General features: G+C 38.5%; 18 protein-coding genes and 1 tRNA gene. 9 read left to right on the top strand and 10 right to left on the bottom strand.

The annotated features are described in order from the left end of the window. Positions 1–206: 206 nt before the first annotated feature. The 3 genes from M998_RS18380 (at position 207) to M998_RS18390 (ending at position 3,247) form a co-directional block, all read left to right on the top strand. Complete coding sequence (locus tag M998_RS18380; RefSeq protein WP_068910207.1) at positions 207–1,505, top strand: MASE1 domain-containing protein; 1,299 nt, start codon at positions 207–209, stop codon at positions 1,503–1,505. Continuing rightward, a complete protein-coding gene (locus M998_RS18385) occupies positions 1,505–2,815 on the top strand; it encodes a peptidase (protein WP_068444761.1) in 1,311 nt (436 codons plus the stop codon). The genes M998_RS18380 and M998_RS18385 overlap by 1 nt, the downstream gene beginning before the upstream one ends. Positions 2,816–2,914: 99 nt before the next feature. Continuing rightward, positions 2,915–3,247: a DMT family transporter gene (locus tag M998_RS18390; protein WP_068910216.1), complete on the top strand. Its 333-nt coding sequence runs from the start codon at positions 2,915–2,917 to the stop codon at positions 3,245–3,247. A gap of 115 nt (positions 3,248–3,362) precedes the next feature. Here M998_RS18390 and M998_RS18395 read toward each other — a convergent pair. The 3 genes from M998_RS18395 to M998_RS18405 all read right to left on the bottom strand — a co-directional run bounded on the left by M998_RS18395 (position 3,363) and on the right by M998_RS18405 (position 5,480). After that, positions 3,363–3,439, bottom strand: a tRNA-Pro gene (locus tag M998_RS18395). 76 nt (positions 3,440–3,515) lie between these two features. Continuing rightward, entirely contained in the window at positions 3,516–5,231 is a 1,716-nt protein-coding gene (gene yejM, locus M998_RS18400) for an LPS biosynthesis-modulating metalloenzyme YejM (protein ID WP_068910209.1), read from the bottom strand. A gap of 21 nt (positions 5,232–5,252) precedes the next feature. Continuing rightward, positions 5,253–5,480: a YejL family protein gene (locus tag M998_RS18405; protein WP_068444754.1), complete on the bottom strand. Its 228-nt coding sequence runs from the start codon at positions 5,478–5,480 to the stop codon at positions 5,253–5,255. A 241-nt stretch (positions 5,481–5,721) separates the two neighbouring features. Here M998_RS18405 and yejK point away from each other — a divergent pair, with 241 nt between their 5' ends. Next, positions 5,722–6,723 carry a nucleoid-associated protein YejK gene (gene yejK, locus M998_RS18410; RefSeq protein ID WP_068444751.1) on the top strand — a complete coding sequence of 334 codons (1,002 nt, stop codon included), beginning with the start codon at positions 5,722–5,724 and terminating at the stop codon, positions 6,721–6,723. 97 nt (positions 6,724–6,820) lie between these two features. Here yejK and rplY read toward each other — a convergent pair whose 3' ends face one another. Further along, entirely contained in the window at positions 6,821–7,102 is a 282-nt protein-coding gene (gene rplY, locus M998_RS18415; RefSeq protein WP_068444749.1) for a 50S ribosomal protein L25, read from the bottom strand. Between the two features lie 231 nt (positions 7,103–7,333). Beyond that, positions 7,334–9,109 carry a DNA repair helicase RadD gene (gene radD, locus M998_RS18420; protein ID WP_068910210.1) on the bottom strand — a complete coding sequence of 592 codons (1,776 nt, stop codon included), beginning with the start codon at positions 9,107–9,109 and terminating at the stop codon, positions 7,334–7,336. Positions 9,110–9,333: 224 nt separating this feature from the next. Between radD and rsuA the strand changes: the two genes are divergently transcribed. From rsuA to M998_RS18435, 3 genes are all read left to right on the top strand, one after another. Then, positions 9,334–10,038, top strand: coding sequence for a 16S rRNA pseudouridine(516) synthase RsuA (rsuA, locus tag M998_RS18425; RefSeq protein WP_068444745.1), 705 nt, complete (start codon positions 9,334–9,336; stop codon positions 10,036–10,038). A 27-nt stretch (positions 10,039–10,065) separates the two neighbouring features. Then, a complete protein-coding gene (locus M998_RS18430; protein WP_068444742.1) occupies positions 10,066–11,250 on the top strand; it encodes a Bcr/CflA family multidrug efflux MFS transporter in 1,185 nt (394 codons plus the stop codon). A gap of 713 nt (positions 11,251–11,963) precedes the next feature. After that, positions 11,964–12,305 carry a YejG family protein gene (locus tag M998_RS18435; RefSeq protein ID WP_068444741.1) on the top strand — a complete coding sequence of 114 codons (342 nt, stop codon included), beginning with the start codon at positions 11,964–11,966 and terminating at the stop codon, positions 12,303–12,305. A 234-nt stretch (positions 12,306–12,539) separates the two neighbouring features. On the opposite strand, the gene mepS is transcribed toward M998_RS18435, so the two are convergent. Together mepS and M998_RS18445 are read right to left on the bottom strand one after the other, a co-directional pair. Then, positions 12,540–13,124: a bifunctional murein DD-endopeptidase/murein LD-carboxypeptidase gene (gene mepS, locus M998_RS18440; protein ID WP_068444739.1), complete on the bottom strand. Its 585-nt coding sequence runs from the start codon at positions 13,122–13,124 to the stop codon at positions 12,540–12,542. A gap of 668 nt (positions 13,125–13,792) precedes the next feature. Beyond that, positions 13,793–14,392, bottom strand: a complete 600-nt coding sequence (locus M998_RS18445) for a YrbL family protein (protein WP_068444737.1) — start codon at positions 14,390–14,392, stop codon at positions 13,793–13,795. Between the two features lie 330 nt (positions 14,393–14,722). On the opposite strand from M998_RS18445, the gene M998_RS18450 reads away from it, so the two are divergent. Beyond that, positions 14,723–15,067, top strand: a complete 345-nt coding sequence (locus M998_RS18450) for a YmdA family protein (RefSeq protein WP_068444734.1) — start codon at positions 14,723–14,725, stop codon at positions 15,065–15,067. 103 nt (positions 15,068–15,170) lie between these two features. Here the strand turns inward: M998_RS18450 and yeiP are convergent, their stop codons facing one another. From yeiP to M998_RS18465, 3 genes are all read right to left on the bottom strand, one after another. Then, on the bottom strand, positions 15,171–15,743 hold the full coding sequence (yeiP, locus tag M998_RS18455) for an elongation factor P-like protein YeiP (protein WP_068444733.1): 573 nt from the start codon (positions 15,741–15,743) through the stop codon (positions 15,171–15,173). A gap of 139 nt (positions 15,744–15,882) precedes the next feature. Continuing rightward, positions 15,883–17,127 (bottom strand): tryptophan permease, encoded by a 1,245-nt coding sequence (gene mtr / locus M998_RS18460; RefSeq protein ID WP_068910212.1) that lies wholly within the window; start codon positions 17,125–17,127, stop codon positions 15,883–15,885. A 173-nt stretch (positions 17,128–17,300) separates the two neighbouring features. Next, positions 17,301–17,738: a nucleotide triphosphate diphosphatase NUDT15 gene (locus M998_RS18465; protein WP_068910213.1), complete on the bottom strand. Its 438-nt coding sequence runs from the start codon at positions 17,736–17,738 to the stop codon at positions 17,301–17,303. Positions 17,739–17,905: 167 nt separating this feature from the next. Between M998_RS18465 and fruK the strand changes: the two genes are divergently transcribed. Continuing rightward, a complete protein-coding gene (gene fruK, locus M998_RS18470) occupies positions 17,906–18,841 on the top strand; it encodes a 1-phosphofructokinase (RefSeq protein ID WP_068910218.1) in 936 nt (311 codons plus the stop codon). Positions 18,842–18,891: the final 50 nt, after the last annotated feature.

An 18,891-nucleotide genomic window follows, 5' to 3' on the forward strand; every position in this document is an offset into this window, starting at 1 on the left:
TAGAGTGGGAATGATTTTGATGAAAAATTTATTTCTAGTGTATTTATTTAGATGATGGAACCTATCAATATTTCTTCTTAAATCAAGACTAGGTATAATTGCTCTACCTTAAGGCTTAATTTTGATGTTTTTTGAAGTAAAAAGATGGAATGAGTACTTTTAAGTCAAGATAAGACAATATGATTTTACCAAGTTTGAGATAATTTATGAAAACATCTCTGTTATCACGCTACTCACCGCTAGTTGCCATTATAGGCTGGCTGTTACTTTATTATGTAACAGGTGAAATTTCAGATTTACTCACGCCGGCTGGTTCCGAAATTTCCGTTGTCTGGTTCCCTGCGGGAGTCGCAACGACAGCTTTTTTATGCATGCATAAGCGGCATTGGCTATTATTGTTAATTGGGTTTATTACATTAAATCTTATTCTCGATGGTTTTGAGCGTGAAGATGTGTTTCTATCGCTTCTCTATTCGGCTCTTGCCATGATTTCATGTATAGCAATTGCTTGGATTGTTCGGAGATATGCTCGCAACGGGGACGATCTACAAATAATATTATTGTGGTTTTCAACAACGATAATTGTCAGTTTTGCTGATGCGGCCCTATTTTCGATTTTCATGTATTGGCTGAATAATCTACCAATAAAAGATATTTTCTGGGATGGCGTTGTTGCTGATGTTACGGGTAATATTTTCGCGACAACCGTTATTATGGGGCTGATTAATTCACGTCTTAAAATATCTAAAGTTTCAAAAATAAGCCTAATGTGGGGGGGGATTATTTTTGTCCTGCTGATTATCAGCACGATATTGATATTTAATGACAGCGCGATACAGTTATATCGCACATATTTTAATTATCAACGAAATTTTGCGAATTTATCCTTACTCTGTATCCCTGTTTTATTGGCAGTATTTCTATCTTTGCTATGGGGTAATCGTGGTAGTTCAATTGCATTATTAATTCTTGCGACGATTACGATTTACTATACCCATTCTCAATTGGGGCCTTTTTATCTTCGTGGATTATATCAACATGAGTCTCTCTGGTTGATACAGGGCTATTTGACTGTAATATCGCTATTGATGGTTTTTCTGCGGGTTGTCAGGAAAAGTACTCATCAGATTGATGAACAGCAGGGCGCTTATCAACAACAGCATCTTGTATATCAACTGAATTTGAGTAATGGCGATATTGAATGGGGAAATCAGGAGGATATATTACCAAAAGTAGAAATCACGGGTCTGTCTAATTCAAAACAACTTATGCAATCGGTTCATCCTGATGATTATGAAAAAATGTATCAGCATTGGCATTCTTCACAGAATTACGCATCTCTTCCTACAATGACTTTTCGTTTTATTGATAGTAATGGTGATTGCTGGAATATAGAAGATCGTGGAAGTGTAATTTTTGGTGACAGCGATCCGATAATGGTTGTTGGTAATTGGTTTATTTCAAGTGAAGTTTCTTGGAATTTGAATAAGAACAGGGATAAGTGATGCTACAGATTGCGTTATTACTTTTTGGCGCTGAATTTATCAGAGGTAAAGCTCATTATCTTTGGGGGATAGGTGTCCTTTGGTGTTTGATCGGTATTTCAATTTTTATTGATGGCCTCGATGGCAATGTTTTCTTTCCAATACATTTATTTGGTATTTTATTGTTACTAGAAAGTTTGGTGACATTAAGTGTTGCATCCAGTGGCGTTGGTGCGCAAAAAGCGATACTTTTTTTTAAAGGTGGCCTTTTCTTTTTTTGTGCATTAGTGATTTTAATTAATCAGAAGTACAGCAATGTATTACTCTCTGCGATGTTTGGTTTTGCGTATTTTTTTACGGGTTTATTTGTTGTTGCCTCAGCTTGGATTGTGCGTTTCCCCGGATGGCCGCTAATTATGCTTTGGGGTGGAATTGAGATATTTTTTGCCTTTTTCTTATTTACCCATCACCAAGCCACTATTTCATTTTTCCTTGGGTTTTTAATGATAGCCAGTGGCCTTGGGTGTTTACGCATTGCATTACGTGCACGTTATATACGTCAAGGCACGGCGATATTTGAATTGATGCGGCCTTTACCTCTGTCATTTAAGAAAAAAGGGTCTATCACTCAAAAAAATGATGCTACCTCAGAAGATAATCTCAATAAAAAAACAGAAGAAAAATCTGTTTTAACTGTTCATGTCTGGACACCTGAAGGCTCAGCTAATCAGCGACCAGTAGCACGTCCAATTATTAACCGTTATATTGCAGCGGTTGACTCTGACGGTGTTATATCAACAGGGCATGCGGCATTGGAACTTTATCCTCACCTTTATATTAGCTTATATCCAGCGGACGATATCGATCGATCACCTTCAGAATTTTTTAGGTTGTTAAAAGCTACCGCCGATAATAATGTTCCCGGCCGTTTTTTACCTAGCTACCAAACTGAAGCCGCTGAATGGTGTGAATCGGATAGGCAAATTATTTTCAAAGTTTATAATCAAGCATCGTTGCAGAATTTTTGGGCAATATATCGCCAGCAACCGACGTATAATCTTACATATCAAAATTGTTCAAGTAGTGTCGCTTATGGATTGGAAGCTGCGTTAGATGGTGTCTTATCGATGCAAAAAAGAAGCGGTTTTTTTGAGATGTTAAACGTGCTTTGTATGCCTGAATTGTGGATAGCAGCTCAGGTTCGCCGGCGCGCACTTATGATGGCATGGACTCCAGGGCTCATTATGGATTACTCTCGAGCCTTGAGTGCTATCGTACATCCAGTTCCTGTGCCGTGGTATAAGCGTCTACCATGGCGACGAGCCCGTTAATCCAATATAAAATTTATCACTTTAATCAATAGACGTTACCGAAGGTAACATCGGTAACGTCCTATGCTGTTTTTTAAATAAGTCAAAGAGGTCTTTATGCTGAAAGTATATGCAATTTTAATGGTGTCTATATTAGCTGAAACAGCAGCGACAACCATGATAAAGGCGTCTGATGGTTTTACTCGGTTAATACCAAGTATTATAGTCGTTGTAGGTTATGCGATTTCCTTTTATGGCTTATCGCAAGTAGTTAAAAGCATGAATATAGGCATCGCTTATGCAATATGGGCTGGCGCAGGGATATTCCTTGTTTCAGTACTATCATTTTTTGTTTATAAACAAAAGCTTGATCTGCCTGCACTAATAGGTATGGGTTGCATTGCCATAGGAATTATTATCATCCAGATGTTTTCTAAATCGATTACACATTAAGTTTTGCGCGCTATTCTTTATCGAGGCGTATTTAAAATGAGATGATGAAAAGTGGATAGGAAAAAGCTAGATACAAAAAAACCAACCCTAACAGGTTGGTTTTTCTATAAAAAATTGGTCGGCATGATAGGATTTGAACCTACGACCCTCGCCACCCCATGACGATGCGCTACCAAGCTGCGCTACATGCCGATATAACTCAATTAATAGTACTTAAATTGTGCTTAAAGGCAATAGCTTAGTACTATGATTGATTGATATTTAAGCACTAATTTTCATTAAAACGCTTCAGTTCAGTGAAAATTTTCAGTAATTCAGCTAAGTCAGGTTTTTCACCTTTTTCAACTTCACCTTGGCGGTTATAGATATTGAACTGACCGTTGCTATCCATAAACAGCGTCGCATTATTTTTAGTGATAACCACGTCATCATTATCACCTGTAATAACCCAAGGGTAGATACGATGGCTACTGAATAGATCTTCACCCTGACTGTAATCATCAGTTTGATTACTCACGTGGAGTAATCGCTGCATGATGGTGGTCATAATATCTTGATGACTTGTCAGTTTTTCAATTTGCTGAGCAGGTGTATTTGGCCAGTAAATAAATAGAGGAACCTGCATCTTATCACGATTAAAATGCTTTTTATTGACCCAGTTATCTTCTTGATCACCGTTGTTATTGTAATTTGCGGTAATAATAACAATGGTGTTTTCTAAGTTATTCTCTCGTTTTAGACTACTGATAACTTGATTAATTTGCTCGTTAGTCTGTGAGCTACCCGGTGTGCCCTTAATATTGACGAATGAGAACCAAGGCGTATTATTTTGAATGCTATTAAGCCATGTTTCCCACTGTGAAATTGTTAGCTTGTCGCTATCTGCTGTTTTAGCAGGCAGTGAGTAATCAGATAAAATAGCTTGGCGGAACAGCGGGGAGTTAAAGCCATCTGTTGAAAATAAGCCAAATTGATAGCCTTGGTGCTGGAGAGCCTCAATCAATAAAGAGGGATGGCGGCCATTGAGGATATTGTCCAAGTATGTCGACGAAATACCATAAAACAAGCCGAACAAAGCGGTATCATTACGTAATCCAGCACTATAGTGATTAGTGAATTGTGTACTAATTGCTTTGAAATCATTCAACGCAGTCATTTTATTTTGCTGTGTTTCATTGCCAAGATTATCGACAACTAATAATAATAAATTATAACCTGCACTTTGACTTTGGTAACTGAGTGGTTTTAGGGGATATTGGAGCTTAAGTGCTGTTGGGCTACCTTGCTGGAAGACTCTATTTTGATGCTCAGTTAAATCTAACAAGCCATATCGGTCTAATAACTTACGCGCAGTCATTGGTTGAGACAATGGATAATTGTAACGCTGCATGGTAATAGGGCGATAAAAATTCGCATCCGCCCAAGCATACATTAAGTGAGACATGATAAAGGTGACGATGAAAATCCCTGCGAGCGGTTTACCGAATGTTTGGCGGTTCAGACTGCGTAATTTCTGCCAACTCCATGTGGCAAATAGCATCTCAATAAGGAAAATTATCGGAATACTAATAAACATTAATTGCCATTCACGCGCCATTTCCCCTTTTGTTGGGTTAATGACTAAATCCCAAACTTGTGGGGTGAGGTGAAGGCCAAATTGACTAAAAACTCGAATATCAAAGATTAACAACGTAGCACCCGCGGTAGCAAGTGCAACACAGATCACCCTCAATAGCCGCTGGGACATAACAATAAAGGTCAGTGGGAAAATAATCAGAAGATAAGCGGCAAACACCACAAAGCTGAAGTGACCTAACCAGCTGACAAAAGCATAGACGCGGCCAGTTAATGTATCTGGCCAGTCAAAAATAAACAGGTAGCTGCTACTTAACACGAGGCTAAGCAGTATATTAAATAGTGCAAACCAGTGTCCCCAACCAATCATATTGGAGACTTTGTCACGGTAGCGCTGATGGGTGACCATACTGTTTATTTCATTAGTCAATTAGTGTGATTTATCTTCTTTAACAGAAGAAAGTAAGGCATTTGCAAAAGATTCTGCAATCATTTTACGTTGCTCTGGCGCAACCGAGGTATTAAGCAGATTCGTGACCATATTGCCTAACACCATAAGTGATAGGTCAACAGGGGTATGGTTTTTTTCTAACACGGTAACGAGGTCAGAGAGTAAACCTTCAACTTTTTCATCACTATAGCGAGATGATTGTGGCATAAAATGTGACATCCTAAATTAATGAAAGCTCCATATAATAGCCCATAGTGGGATGTTTTTCTTCTTTCTTCTCAACAAATTTTCGTTTAAGTGATAATAATGTTTATTCAGATTCAATAATTGTGCATTAGTTCAGCATTAGAATAGTAAAAAATAGAAAATGTGAGTTTCTATTGCAGAGGAATAGTATCAATGTTTGAATACGCGCGACAATATTTTTCCCGAAGACAAGGAGCCAACAATGAGTCTGGAAATCTCCCAGATAGCGTTACATCAGTTGATTAAACGAGATGAACAAACACTGGAAGTGATGTTACGTGATTCTTTATTAACGACGAATGATGTTGTGCAAGACATGATGGCTGAATTACATCGTGTATACAGTGCGAAAAATAAAGCCTTTGGTGAGTTTAACGAAGAGAGTGAACTTGCTGATGCATTGAGGCTATTGCGTAAAGGTGATGAGGAATTTTTAGGTTTTAGCCGTGCGATGACGGTGCGCTTAAAAGATGAATTAGCCAAATATCCATTTGCAGAAGGCGGAGTCGTACTGTTTTGCCAATATCGCTACCTCGCCGTTGAATACCTCCTGATTTCTGTTTTAAACAGCTGCGACAGCATGTTTGTCACGGATACCTTAGATTTAGGAACAACCCATTATTTAGATATTCCTCATGCGGATATTGTGGCTCGCATTGATTTAACAGAGTGGGAAACAAATCCTGAATCAAAGCGTTATTTAACTTTCCTAAAAGGACGGGTAGGGCGAAAAGTTTCTGATTTTTTTATGGATTTTTTGGCCGCATCTGAAGGCTTGAATGCTAAAGTCCAAAATAAAGGTTTAGTGCAAGCATTGGACGATTTTTGTGATAACGCGCAGATGGATAAAAACACGCGCCAAGCTTATCGCCAGCAGGTTCATAGTTATTGCACTGAGCAAATGCAATCAGGTGAGGAAATCGAGCTTCAAGGACTTGCGAAAGAGTTACCCGTTGTTGAAGATCAAAGCTTTGATGATTTCGCCCGCCAAAATGACTATCAATTGGAGGAGAGCTTTCCTGCAGATAGAGGAACTCTTAAGCAACTCACGAAATTTTCAGGTAGTGGTGGAGGAATAACGATGAGTTTTGATGCGATGTTGATGGGGGAGCGAATTTTTTGGGATCCCGTGACGGATACGCTGACAATTCGAGGCACTCCACCGAATTTGCGTGACCAGTTGCAGCGTCGTAGTGGGAAATAAGCTAAATAAGTTTTGTCCTAGAAATAAATAACGCCGCAATTGCGGCGTTATTTACTCGGCGTCCCGAAAATACTTAAAGCTCGGCTGTGGGCTTTAATTAAGCGCGCAGGAAGTCAATATGCGTCACTTTCGGCTTAAATGGGTGACGTTGAACTGCCTGAACTTTTACTTTAGTCTCTTTACCATCGATAACCAGAGTCAGAACATCATAGAATCCTGCTTTGCTTTCTTGGTTGATGACTTCATCGTGGTTTAGAGTAACAGAGATAGGCTCTTGGTTGCCACCGTAAACGATAGCTGGAAGCTGGTTATCTCTGCGCAGGCGGCGGCTCGCACCCTTGCCCTGCTCTTTACGTTCAATTGCATTGATAGTTAACATTACTATTTCTCTATAAAAGAAAAAATAAAATCCTGCTACAGGCGACCCAGCAGCAGGTTCGATATTTGGCCCTGAGAACAATTACACCATAATGTGTAAGAGATACTAAGAGGCGGCAGTATTTTAGCGAAAAAACGCTCAGCGGGCAATCATTAAGATCTACCCCCTTAGTTTTTCAATGAGTTAATCTAATCACATCACAGCCTAAAGTTGAATTTAAGACAATAAATATTAATAAAGTTGAGCGGCTAACCGAAAACGACCTTGGTAATCAAAAATTTTTTCACGGATTTCCCAGAAATTATCTTTTTTACGAGAAACAATAAATTGTGGATAGCGAAGTAATGATTGTTGAGAAATAATATCATTTGCATTATTCCACACAAAAGGTACGCCGGGTGCCCGATGATGATGGCGTAAAAAACGGTATTCAAACGCTTTTCTTTGCGCAGGTGTTGCTAACCGAAAGCGTTCAGAAACTGAGGTACCCTCTTCATCATAATAAGTGATTTTAAGCCATTCACCTTTCGTATCAGTGCCCGTGGTGAATTGCATTCCACCACAGCGCAAAATTAAGGCATCTCTGAGTTTTAGCGCCGCTTTTAGCATGTCATCGGGATCAGAAAGAACTTCCTGACATTGATGACATCGACGTGCTGCAATATCATTTTCAGCGCCACAGTGCGGGCATTGTTTAAAACGAAAGCGAAATTCACATTGCTGTTTTTTCCCTTTCTCATCTTCTTCCCAGCCTTGGCAGCGACGGCCGTAATGTTCAACGATTTGTCCGTCAGAGGTGCATTTCCCCCAAAAGGTGTTGGCAAATTGGCATAGGGGACAAAAAATTTGTACGGGAACGCTAGATGAGTTGGGCTTAGTGCTGCCAACTTCAGGACGAAAAAGGTCATGTGGGTTACCGGCATAATCTAAAATTAAACATTGCGTTTTACCCTCAGCGAGACGTAGTCCTCGACCCACAATTTGCTGATATAAGCTGACTGATTCAGTGGGGCGCAATATGGCGATCACATCCACATGAGGTGCATCGAACCCTGTGGTGAGTACGGAGACATTTACAAGAAAGTGTAATTTTTTGTTCTTAAATTGCTTTATGACATCTTGTCGCTCAGCGGCTGGTGTGTCTGCCGTCACAAGCGCAGCGGTATGTTTAGGTAGATAACTGAGGATTTCTTTGGCGTGTTCAACCGTTGCAGCAAAAATCATACAACCTTGTAAAGGTAATGCATAGTCTATAATTTGAGCCACAATTTTAGGCGTAACCCGTTGTTGTTTTTTTAGCGATAAGTTCAGTTCCTGTTCGCTGAAAATACCCGATTTATTGATTGAAACTTGGCTAAAATCATATTGCAAAACAGGCATGTCGAGCCTTTCAGGGGGAACAAGGAACTTATTTTTAATCATATAATGCAACGGGAGTTCATAAATACACTCGCGAAAAAAACAGCGTTCGTCACCTTTGACCATTCCATGATAATGGTATTGATAAATCCAACCGCTGCCTAAGCGGTAAGGTGTGGCTGTCAGGCCTAAAATACGCAATAAGTGATTATGTTTTTGCAAATGATGAATGATTTGTTGATATTGGCTGTCTTCATTCAAACTAATGCGGTGACACTCATCGATGATAACTAAGGAAAAATTATCATCAAAATGATTCAAATTACGAGCAACAGATTGAACACTACCAAAAACAACCTTACTGTTTGATTCTTTACGATTGAGACCCGCAGCAAAAATATCGGCTTCTAAACCATAAGCGAGGTATTTGGCGTGGTTTTGCTCAACGAGTTCTTTTACATGGGCAAGTACCAGTACACGCCCTCGAGCAAGGCGTGCCAGTTCGGCAATAACGAGACTTTTCCCAGCGCCGGTAGGCAAAACAATCACTGCGGGCTCAGGATGCTGGCGAAAATAACGTACAGTTGCATCGACAGCTTCTTGCTGATAAGGACGCAGTACGAAAGGCTTAAGTGATGCAGAAGGCATATTATTCAGTATTTGTTCAAAAAAGTTAGATGATGAATGTTAAATTTTAGTTAAAACAACGGCTCAACCTAAAAGTGCGAGTTAGCTCAGTGAAGCTATCACTTGTATGACGTTATTGATATAATGAAATATGTGATATTAATCACAGCAACCTTTCTTTCCATATTCTGACAGCTAGGCGCTATTGTACGCTTCGCTGGCATTCCATCAAGTTAAGAGAATCTATGCGACTGGATAAATTTTTGTCCCAGCAATTAGGGATAAGCCGGAGTTTAGTAGCCCGTGAGCTACGAGCTGGCAATATAACCGTTGACGATGAAATCGTAAAATCAGGCTCCTTTCAAGTCACGCCAGATAAAGAAGTTGCTTTTGATGGTAACGTCTTAGTTCAAGTCACCGGCCCTCGTTATTTTATGCTGCATAAACCGCAAGGTTATATTTGTTCAACTGACGACCCAACGCACCCGACAATCCTTTTCTTTATTGAAGAGCCTGTGGCACAAAAACTGCATTCAGCAGGGCGCTTAGATATTGATACTACAGGTTTAGTACTATTGACGGACGATGGACAGTGGTCTCACCGTATAACCTCACCAAAGCATCATTGCGTAAAAACCTATCGAGTTCAACTTAGTGAAGATATTACCACCGAGGCGATTGCGCAGCTTGAGCAAGGGGTGATGTTAAATGGTGAAAAAACGGCAACAAAACCGGCTCAAGTTGAAATCATTAGTCCAAAAGAAGTGTTATTGACGATAAGTGAAGGCCGATACCACCAAGTTAAGCGAATGTTTGCAGCCGTCGGAAACCATGTTTGTGGATTGCACCGAGAGCGTGTTGGGGGAATTTGGCTGGATGCAGATCTCGAACCTGGAGAGTATCGTCCACTGACTGAAGAAGAAATCAACAGTATAATTGTGCCACGTTAATCATCAAAAAAATCAGGAGTTTTAAGAGTGCAACAGCAGCGTTCATCTTATCTGGGGCTGATACTAATTTTAGGATTATTATCAATGCTAATGCCATTAGCCATTGATATGTACCTACCCGGTTTTCCGATCATGGCTGAATACTTTAATGTAGATGCAGGGCGTATCCAAATGACCCTGAATAGCTACATTTTTGGATTTGCAGTCGGGCAACTTTTTTATGGTCCAATGGCAGATAGTATAGGGCGTAAACCCGTTATTTTAGGCGGCGTTGTTGTTTTTGCAATTGTTTCAGTAGCTTGTGCAGTTACCGAATCTATTGATACCTTTATTTGGTTAAGATTTTTACATGGTTTTGCCGCTGCAGCCGCCGGTGTTGTCATCAATGCTTTGATGCGCGATATGTTTACGCGAGATGAATTTTCTCGCAGCATGTCTTTTGTGGTATTGGTCATGACCATTGCACCGTTACTTGCCCCTATTCTAGGGGGAGAGATGATGCGTTGGTTCTCTTGGCACGCTATCTTTTGGAGCATTGCCATTGCAGCAGTTATTGCGGTCATTCTGGTAAGCTTTTTTATCCGTGAAACCTTACCTGTTGAAAAACGACAAAAATTTCATGTAGGTACCACATTAAGGCAGTTCGTCACTTTATTTAGAGCAAAACAGGTTTTCTTTTATATTCTTGCCAGTTCATTTTCATTTGCGGGTATGTTTTCATTTTTGAATGCAGGGGCATTTGTCTATATTGATTTGAATGGTGTTTCTCCTCAGCATTTTGGTTACTATTTTGGTATCAATATTGTATTTCTATTTATAATGACCACGATTAATGGGCGTTATGTTAGACATTTTGGTGCTGAACGAATGCTTTATTTTGGCATCATTATTCAATTTGTCATGGGAATATGGTTATTGGCGACGACGGCAATGGGGTTAGATTTTTGGACTCTCGTTATTGGCGTAGCGATTTACGTCAGTGGCATTGCGATGATCACATCAAATGCAATGGCGGTTATTCTAGATAATTATCCCCACATAGCGGGTACAGTGTCATCATTAGCAGGGACAATTCGTTTCTCTATCGGGGCATTGGTAGGGACTTTATTATCTTTGATCCCGGCAAAAAATGCTTGGCCAATGGTGGGTTCAATGGTTGCCTGTGTGGCATTATCAATGCTATTTGTATTACTGGCTAAAAAAGCTAAATAATCTGTTTTGATCATATTCAGTTTCATGGACGAAGCTGAAATAAGTTATTTCCTCGCAAAACTCTTCTCTTTGATATTTATTACTCGAACACATTATTCATCTTAAGCATCCATCTCCCCCTACAATCATTCGTAAAAAATGATTAATAAAGTAGCGGTATTAAAAATTATCGTAAAAAATGATCTAAATCAATTATCAATCGATGATTATTTGTTAAATTTATGTGTAAATTACACATTGTAATAGTACCTAAAAAGATGAGTAAAAATCGACTGTAATTCAAAAAATAGGCTATTGTTATAAGTGTAGGTTTAAAAATGTAAAAAATAGTTTTGTGAATTACCTGTCATGTTGAGATTTTTTTTCAAAAGTAATTTAAAATTTAACATATATGTTAATAAAATACTCTTGCAATGATTTATGTCACAAAAATTTAACGACATATTATATTTTTAATGTTATATTTGAGTTCTAAATTTTAACATTAATGTTACTTTTGGTCTGTGATAAAGCTCGGTTTGAACGAGGGGTCGCAGAAGGTTATGTAACTCTACTTAGACCTGATTTGTGTTATTGGGAGAGGGTGAGGCCATTACTTTTGGTTGTGGATCACAAAAGAAAGTGCATTTTTATTTAGTAGAATACTCAGTTGTATAAATAGCGCCATTTGGCTTTTATACCGCAAATGCTCAATGTATTAATAGGATATTTTTGTGGAAAAATTTGGTCTTTCGGTGGTGCACAGGCTACCGCAAAGCTACCGCTGGTTATCAGGTAAAATAGGAAAAGATGTAGAAGTTGTTCCTATGAACGATGTCAATAGCGATAAACTTGTGGGGCTAAAATTACTTAGTCATGACTGTGCAACAGATTGTATTGCGATGCAGCAGTTGTCTGAATCGTTATCAGATATGCAAATTGATAGTGCTATCTTGGAATGGCAGAAAGAGATTTGCTTATTTATTCATGCTAATGATGAATTGCCTGCGATGTGCCGTTTAAAAGCTTCAGGTGTTGCCATTGCTGAATTGGCATCCGGATATTATTGTGCTTAATTCTGAGGATTAGACCTTGGATTTTAAATTAGCTCACTTCGTTTGGGCTTTTGAACTAAAAAGTATTTGATTCGAATATCTGTCCATGCAATTGCATTATAGTGAACGTATCACCTCTATATCGCAAAGTATCATTGAATTTAATCATTAATTTTTCCCAATAAAAAAGCTTCCGGTTTAGAGCCTGGAAGCTTTTTTATTGGGAATACATGGCAAGAATAATGTTATTGGTGATTATGATCCATTAATGATACGACGGCCTGCATAATACCTTTTACTCCAGTAATCATTACTCATTTCAGAGACAATAACACCGCTGCTTGTTGATGCATGGACAAATTTGTTGTCACCAATATAAATACCAACGTGCTTCATGGTTCGACCTGTTTTAAATAAAACAAGGTCACCCGCTTTCAAATTATTTCTTTTAATGCTTTTACCCGAAGATTGTTGTTCTGAAGTGGTACGTGGTAACTGCACACCAAATTGCTCGAAAAACGTGCGCTGAACAAAACTTGAACAATCAATGCCATTTTTCGTTGTACCACCAAGACGGTAACTTACACCTTTCCAGTTGGCATATTGATTCATTATTTTAGATTTGGTATCGACACTTTGAACTAGTTCTTCAAATTCATCTTGGGAAGCTTTTGCGAGAGAATCATTAGACGCTGTATTAAGCATGCGAGCATCTGATTTTGCTGAATATTGAGGATTCTTTGTCGCCTTTGGATTGGTACATGCTGATAGTGTAACGGCAATTGCAATCGCCGGAACAATGCGCCAAGCATAGCGCTTAAATTTTTCAGTGGTTAACATTATTGTATATATCCCTTGCCATTCAATCTTCTTATTGCTGTGTAAATAGACACAATAAATTTAAACTAATCCCTGTGAAAAACGCATTTTAGAACGACAACAGTGTATTTTTCGCAGAAAGTGTTTACTCAAAATGCCTAAAGTCATTATCTGAATTAGCTTGCATTCTTGGTGCTCTAACCACCTTATTGATTATAGGACAATAACCAAAACTCGCTAAAACAATCACTCCTTGAGTTTGGTATAACAACGACGTTTAAACCAAACATTAAGAGCATACATAAACAAAGCTGAAATGGCGAGTTATTCGGGGTGGAATTTACAAAACATTAGATTGGAAATGCTATCAGTCACTAATTGAAACATTAATCATTAATAATAGCGTGTTTTCGCTGCTTGCGTGGTGATTTATACAAGAAAAAAGAAGATCAAGTTCACATTTGTTGGCTTGTTTTTCATGTTTATTTGAATAACTAACAAGAGCAGAAATTCAATTGTAAAGAAGTTTAAATTTAAATTCAAACAAACTCAATTAATGGCCTTAATTAAGCCTGTATTTTGGTCATGTTTTTAATTAAAGATAATCTTATAATATTTTAAGTTTGAAGTTTATCGATTAAAATCAATAATGGCTGTGTTAATGTACAGTGGTCAGCCTTTGTTGGCGATCAGAGTTTGATATGATATTCCCGATAAATACGTTTCTCAAAATCAGAAAATCGACGAGCAAGAGTTGCTCGTGCGATGGTGGTTGAATAATAATCAAGAGGAATTAAATTTGACGAACCTAAGTTATCGATGATGAAAAATTGTCCTGATGGCTTATATCCTAATTGGTAAACAATATTATAGGATTTTAATGCCATCGTCGTAATTGCTTCTTTAAATACGCTAGCTTTGAAATTTTGATAGGCAAGTCTAATATTTTTTTTATGTTTTAAAAACGATTTATCATTTTTTAAATAAAAATCGAGTGTGTGGGAAACATTTCCAGTTTTGTCTTTTATTAATTGGAAAATATAACCTGTTCCCAAGTTTGTAGTTTGGGTACCATAATATTTTGATACCGTAGTGGCAATAAAATGGTTCTTATACATCCGCTGATAATAACGTACTTCACGTAAAGTTTCTTTTTCATCTCTATCAGCATGATGAACCTTTATACATAGGTCATCATGCTCAGGGTGTTGGTAGCATGTACGCTGCCTACCCGATGCAATGATATTTTCAGGGCGTAATTTAACCTGCTTTGAGAATAATTTTTTCATATCAAATAACACTTATTTAAAATCGGCAGTAGAAAGTTAGAATATTAAGGTTCCATATTGAAAAACACTAAAATACAGACTTATTTTAATATAAATCATTAGATTAAAGTTGCAGAATGTGTGGTTAAGCTTAAAAGTGTGATCAAGTCGACTAATATAATTTCAAATATTAGGTTCTGATAAAAATAAAAAACTACGACTAGAAGTGAAATATATATTCACCCTCTCAAATTAATATGTCGCTAATGTTCTTGAGAACAAAAATAAATAATTAGGTGTAAATAAATCACCGAAAGTGACGATAACTTAAGTTTGAGAGGAGGGAATAATATGGCTAGCTTAGTAAAAAAAATTATCGAGACCGCATTTGTACTTGTAGCGCTAACATTGAATTTTTCGGCATTCGCATCAGAGAATAGTGACATTAAGCATGCGTCTTCAGGTGTTATTCGATTTACGGGGGCAATTGTTGCACCGCCTTGTATTGTTCAGTCCTTAGGGCAAAATATTGAAACCAAATGCTGGCATGACAATGGAAAAGAAAAAAGGATTTCAGTTAATATTAAAAAATTAAATGGAAAAGAAATTGCGTTGCCTAACAGTAAAGGTACACAAAAATTTAATTGGATTAATAAAGATAATACATTAGGTATTTATACCATTATGTATGATTGATTTTTAGTGTAGCAGGGGTTACAAGCCAGTTAGCGGGGAGGGCATATGCGGTTGAATAATAGATTATGCCTATGGGCGTTTTCCCCCCTAGGCATAACAAGGATTAGTCGCAGCGACTCATATAACGACGTTCAGGGATATGAATACGTATTTTTTCACCGCTGGTGAGGTATTCCGGTACCAGTACAGTTAAACCCGTTGCCATGGTTGCCGGCTTATTTCGAGCGCTTGCAGATGCACCTTTGATGCCTGGAGCGGTTTCGATAATCACCATATCAACGGTTTGGGGTAATTCTAAAGCGAGAACTTGTCCTTCAATGGTCAACACTTGCATTCCCGGTAAGCCTTCTTCAGGAATAAACAGTAATTCTTCTTCAATATCTGCTTTCTTAAAAATATAAGGCGTATAGTCTTCATTATCCATGAATACATATTCATCACCATCTATATAAGAAAAGCTAACAGCTCGTCGAGTTAACGAAATCGTTTCTAAAATATCATCACCTTTGAAGCGCTCTTCTACTTTTTGGCCCGTTTTGATATCTGTAAAGCGCATCTTGTACAAAGTGCTTGCACCACGAGCACTTGGTGCTTGAATATCAATATCTTTAACTAGCAGTAATTTACCGTTGTAGTTAATCGCTAAACCACGTTTGATTTCGTTGGCCTTGGCCATAAATAACCTTCTTCGTTATTGTCAAAAAGAGTTCGACAAAATTACTCGCAGATAAGCGAATAGGCAAGATGTTGATATCAATTTTAAGTGAAAAAAATCCCTAGTCAGTGCTAGGGATGATATTTCAGTCAGAATTTTATTAGAAAACGGGTAAAACACCGATTAAAGATAAAATATGAGCTACCGCATTGATAACACCAAATAGGATGACAAAAATAATAATAAAGGTGCCCCCGGGTGCTTTATAGCTGTTATTTGGAAAACGTTTACGACTTTCTTTTGCCATTAAAGCGGGAACAATAACCGCCCAAATTGTTGCGGCGAGTCCGGCAAAACCAATGGCGTAAATGAAGCCATTAGGGAAAATTAAGGCTAAGACGGTTGGCGGCAAAAATGTGATTAATACAGACTTTAAGCGTCCTGGTTTGTTATCATTAAATTTAAAAAAATCAGCGATAAAGTCAAATAAGCCTAGGGAAACACCCAAAAATGAGCTTGCTAATGCCATATATGAAAACAGATTTAGGAATTGAGATACCAAGCTATTTTGCGTAGAGATATTCATCTGTTTGAGTAAGGCATCAATATTATTGCCATTTTCTCTGATTTCAATGAATGCCGAACGAGGGATATTTCCTTGTATCGCATACTGCCATAAAATATAGATAGTTACCGTGATAACCGCACCATATATAAGGCTGAGAACAACACTGCGGCTATCCTTGTTATAATACTTAACTAAGCCCGGAACATTGCCATGATAGCCAAATGAGGTTAATAAATAAGGCAATGCAGCAAGTGCATAAGGTAGATATTGTGTATCACCCTGATCAATTTGATTAAATAAAATTGAAGGTGAAGCGGTTGTGACCATGCCACCGATGGACATAATAAAGGTAATCACCATCCCACCAATTAAGATAGTACTTAATCTATCGACTGCGCGGGTTGAAATCCAAACAAAAAAAGCAACAATTAGGGCGAATACAAGCCCAGCTACCGCTTGTGGAATTTGCACATATTCTGACAAGTTGCCTGTAATAATTGAGCTACCCGCCGAGATATAAGCATAAGTCAAAATATAGAGAACAAAAGTAATGGATAGGCTATTGATTGCATTCCAGTTAGAACCAAGCAAATCTTTAACCATGGTATGGAAGCTTGCACCTGCTGGGTAATTCATATTGGCTTCTAAAATCATTAGCCCAGATAGCAGCATACAAATAAACGTATAGATAAGAAGGGCAACGGAGCCTGAAAACCATACGCCAGAAGTCACCATTGGGATAGAAAACATACCAGCACCCACTGCAGTACCGGCAATAATCATTGAACCGCCTAATATTGAAGGGCGTTTTTGTTGTGTTGTAGCATCAACTGCCATGGTGACTCCTAAATTAATGTTTCAATGTACTAGCTTGATGATACGTGGCGAATGTATTGATGTAAATATAAAAAGCACAATAAAAATAGGAAAAAATGAATAATTAGAACGAGATGTGCAATAAATGAACAAGTAGTTAAAAAATAAATCTATTTGCTCATTTTAGAACCAGATTAGGCAGTATGATGATAAAAGCGCTGGTTTAGCCAAAGATAAATGGCATTACGGCTCGCTTCAAAGTGAGGTTCAGGCAAGGCATCGGGAGAAATCCATATTAAAGCTTCACACTTATCTTCTTCCATGATTTTAGGACTGACTTCACCATCGTATTGCACATGCATACAGATAGAAACCGTATGCTTCCCCTCTTGTCGAAAAGTTTGTAAGTTATTACTGATCCCAAATACCGTTGGCTTATCGATATCAATCCCAATCTCTTCTTTTATTTCCCGTATTGCACAGGTTTCAAACGATTCGCCTGGGTCAACATGGCCACCAAAAATTGACCAATATGGCGCATGTCGACTACTGCGCTTACCGACCAAAATTTGGCCTTGTTTGTTGGTGATAATGACACCGACACCAACAACGACGTTAGCAGAATTGGACATTATTTCTCCTTGTTATGGCGTTTTTAAGCATCAGAATATTGCCACGTTATCGCCAAAATTCAATCAGGAAAAAATACAAATTTCACTGAAAACAATATGCTTTAATGTTATAACTATGCATTGAACATCTTATGAAATGACAATAATGATAAGGGAGATTAGTGGTTATGACTCGCCGGGTTGCTACAATTACATTAAATCCTGCCTATGATCTTGTTGGACTTTGTCCCGCCATCGAAGTCGGTGAAGTCAACCTTGTTAAGACTGCTAGCCTCAATGCTGGGGGCAAAGGCATTAACGTGGCTAAAGTGCTGCGTGATCTTGGTGTTGATATCACCGTTAGTGGCTTCATGGGAAAAGATAATCAAGAAGAGTTTCAACATTTTTTTAGCGAAAATGGGATGGCAAACCGATTTAGTATGGTTCCCGGTCGTACTCGCATCAACGTTAAGTTGACGGAAAAAAATGGTGACTCAACTGACTTCAATTTCTCAGGTTTTGACGTAAGCCAAGAAGACTGGAACCGTTTTTCAACAGAGTCGCTTAATTGGCTTGGTCAATTTGATATGGTGGTAGTCAGCGGCAGTCTACCAGACGGCATTATTCCAGAGGAGTTTACGCGCTGGATGATCCGCTTACGTCAATTATGCCCTTGTATTATTTTTGATAGTAGCCGTGAAGCGCTTAAAGCGGGCCTTAAAGCATCACCATGGTTGGTTAAACCCAATCGTCACGAGCTAGAAAGTTGGGTAGGTAGGAAATTGCCTGACTTAAAAGACGTTATCTCAGCGGCACATGAACTGAGAGAAAAAGGTATCTCTCACGTGGTCATTTCGCTTGGGGAAGAGGGGGCGTTGTGGGTCAATGCTTCGGGGTCTTGGCTAGCGAAACCGCCACATTGTGAAGTCATTAGCACTGTAGGTGCTGGAGATTCAATGGTGGCAGGGCTTGCTTACGGTTTACTCAATGGTGAGTCGAGCGAACATACATTGCGTATGGCGACAGCCATCTCTGCATTATCTGTTTCACAACCTGATGTCGGGCTTAAAAATCGTAGCAAATTAGCGGATATGATGGCGAAGATTGAAATGAAATCGCTGTAATACACTGTTTGGTATAAAAAGGCGACGTAAGTCGCCTTTTTAATTTAATC

It is taken from the genome of Providencia heimbachae ATCC 35613, assembly GCF_001655055.1.
GTDB classification, from domain to species: Bacteria; Pseudomonadota; Gammaproteobacteria; order Enterobacterales; family Enterobacteriaceae; genus Providencia; species Providencia heimbachae.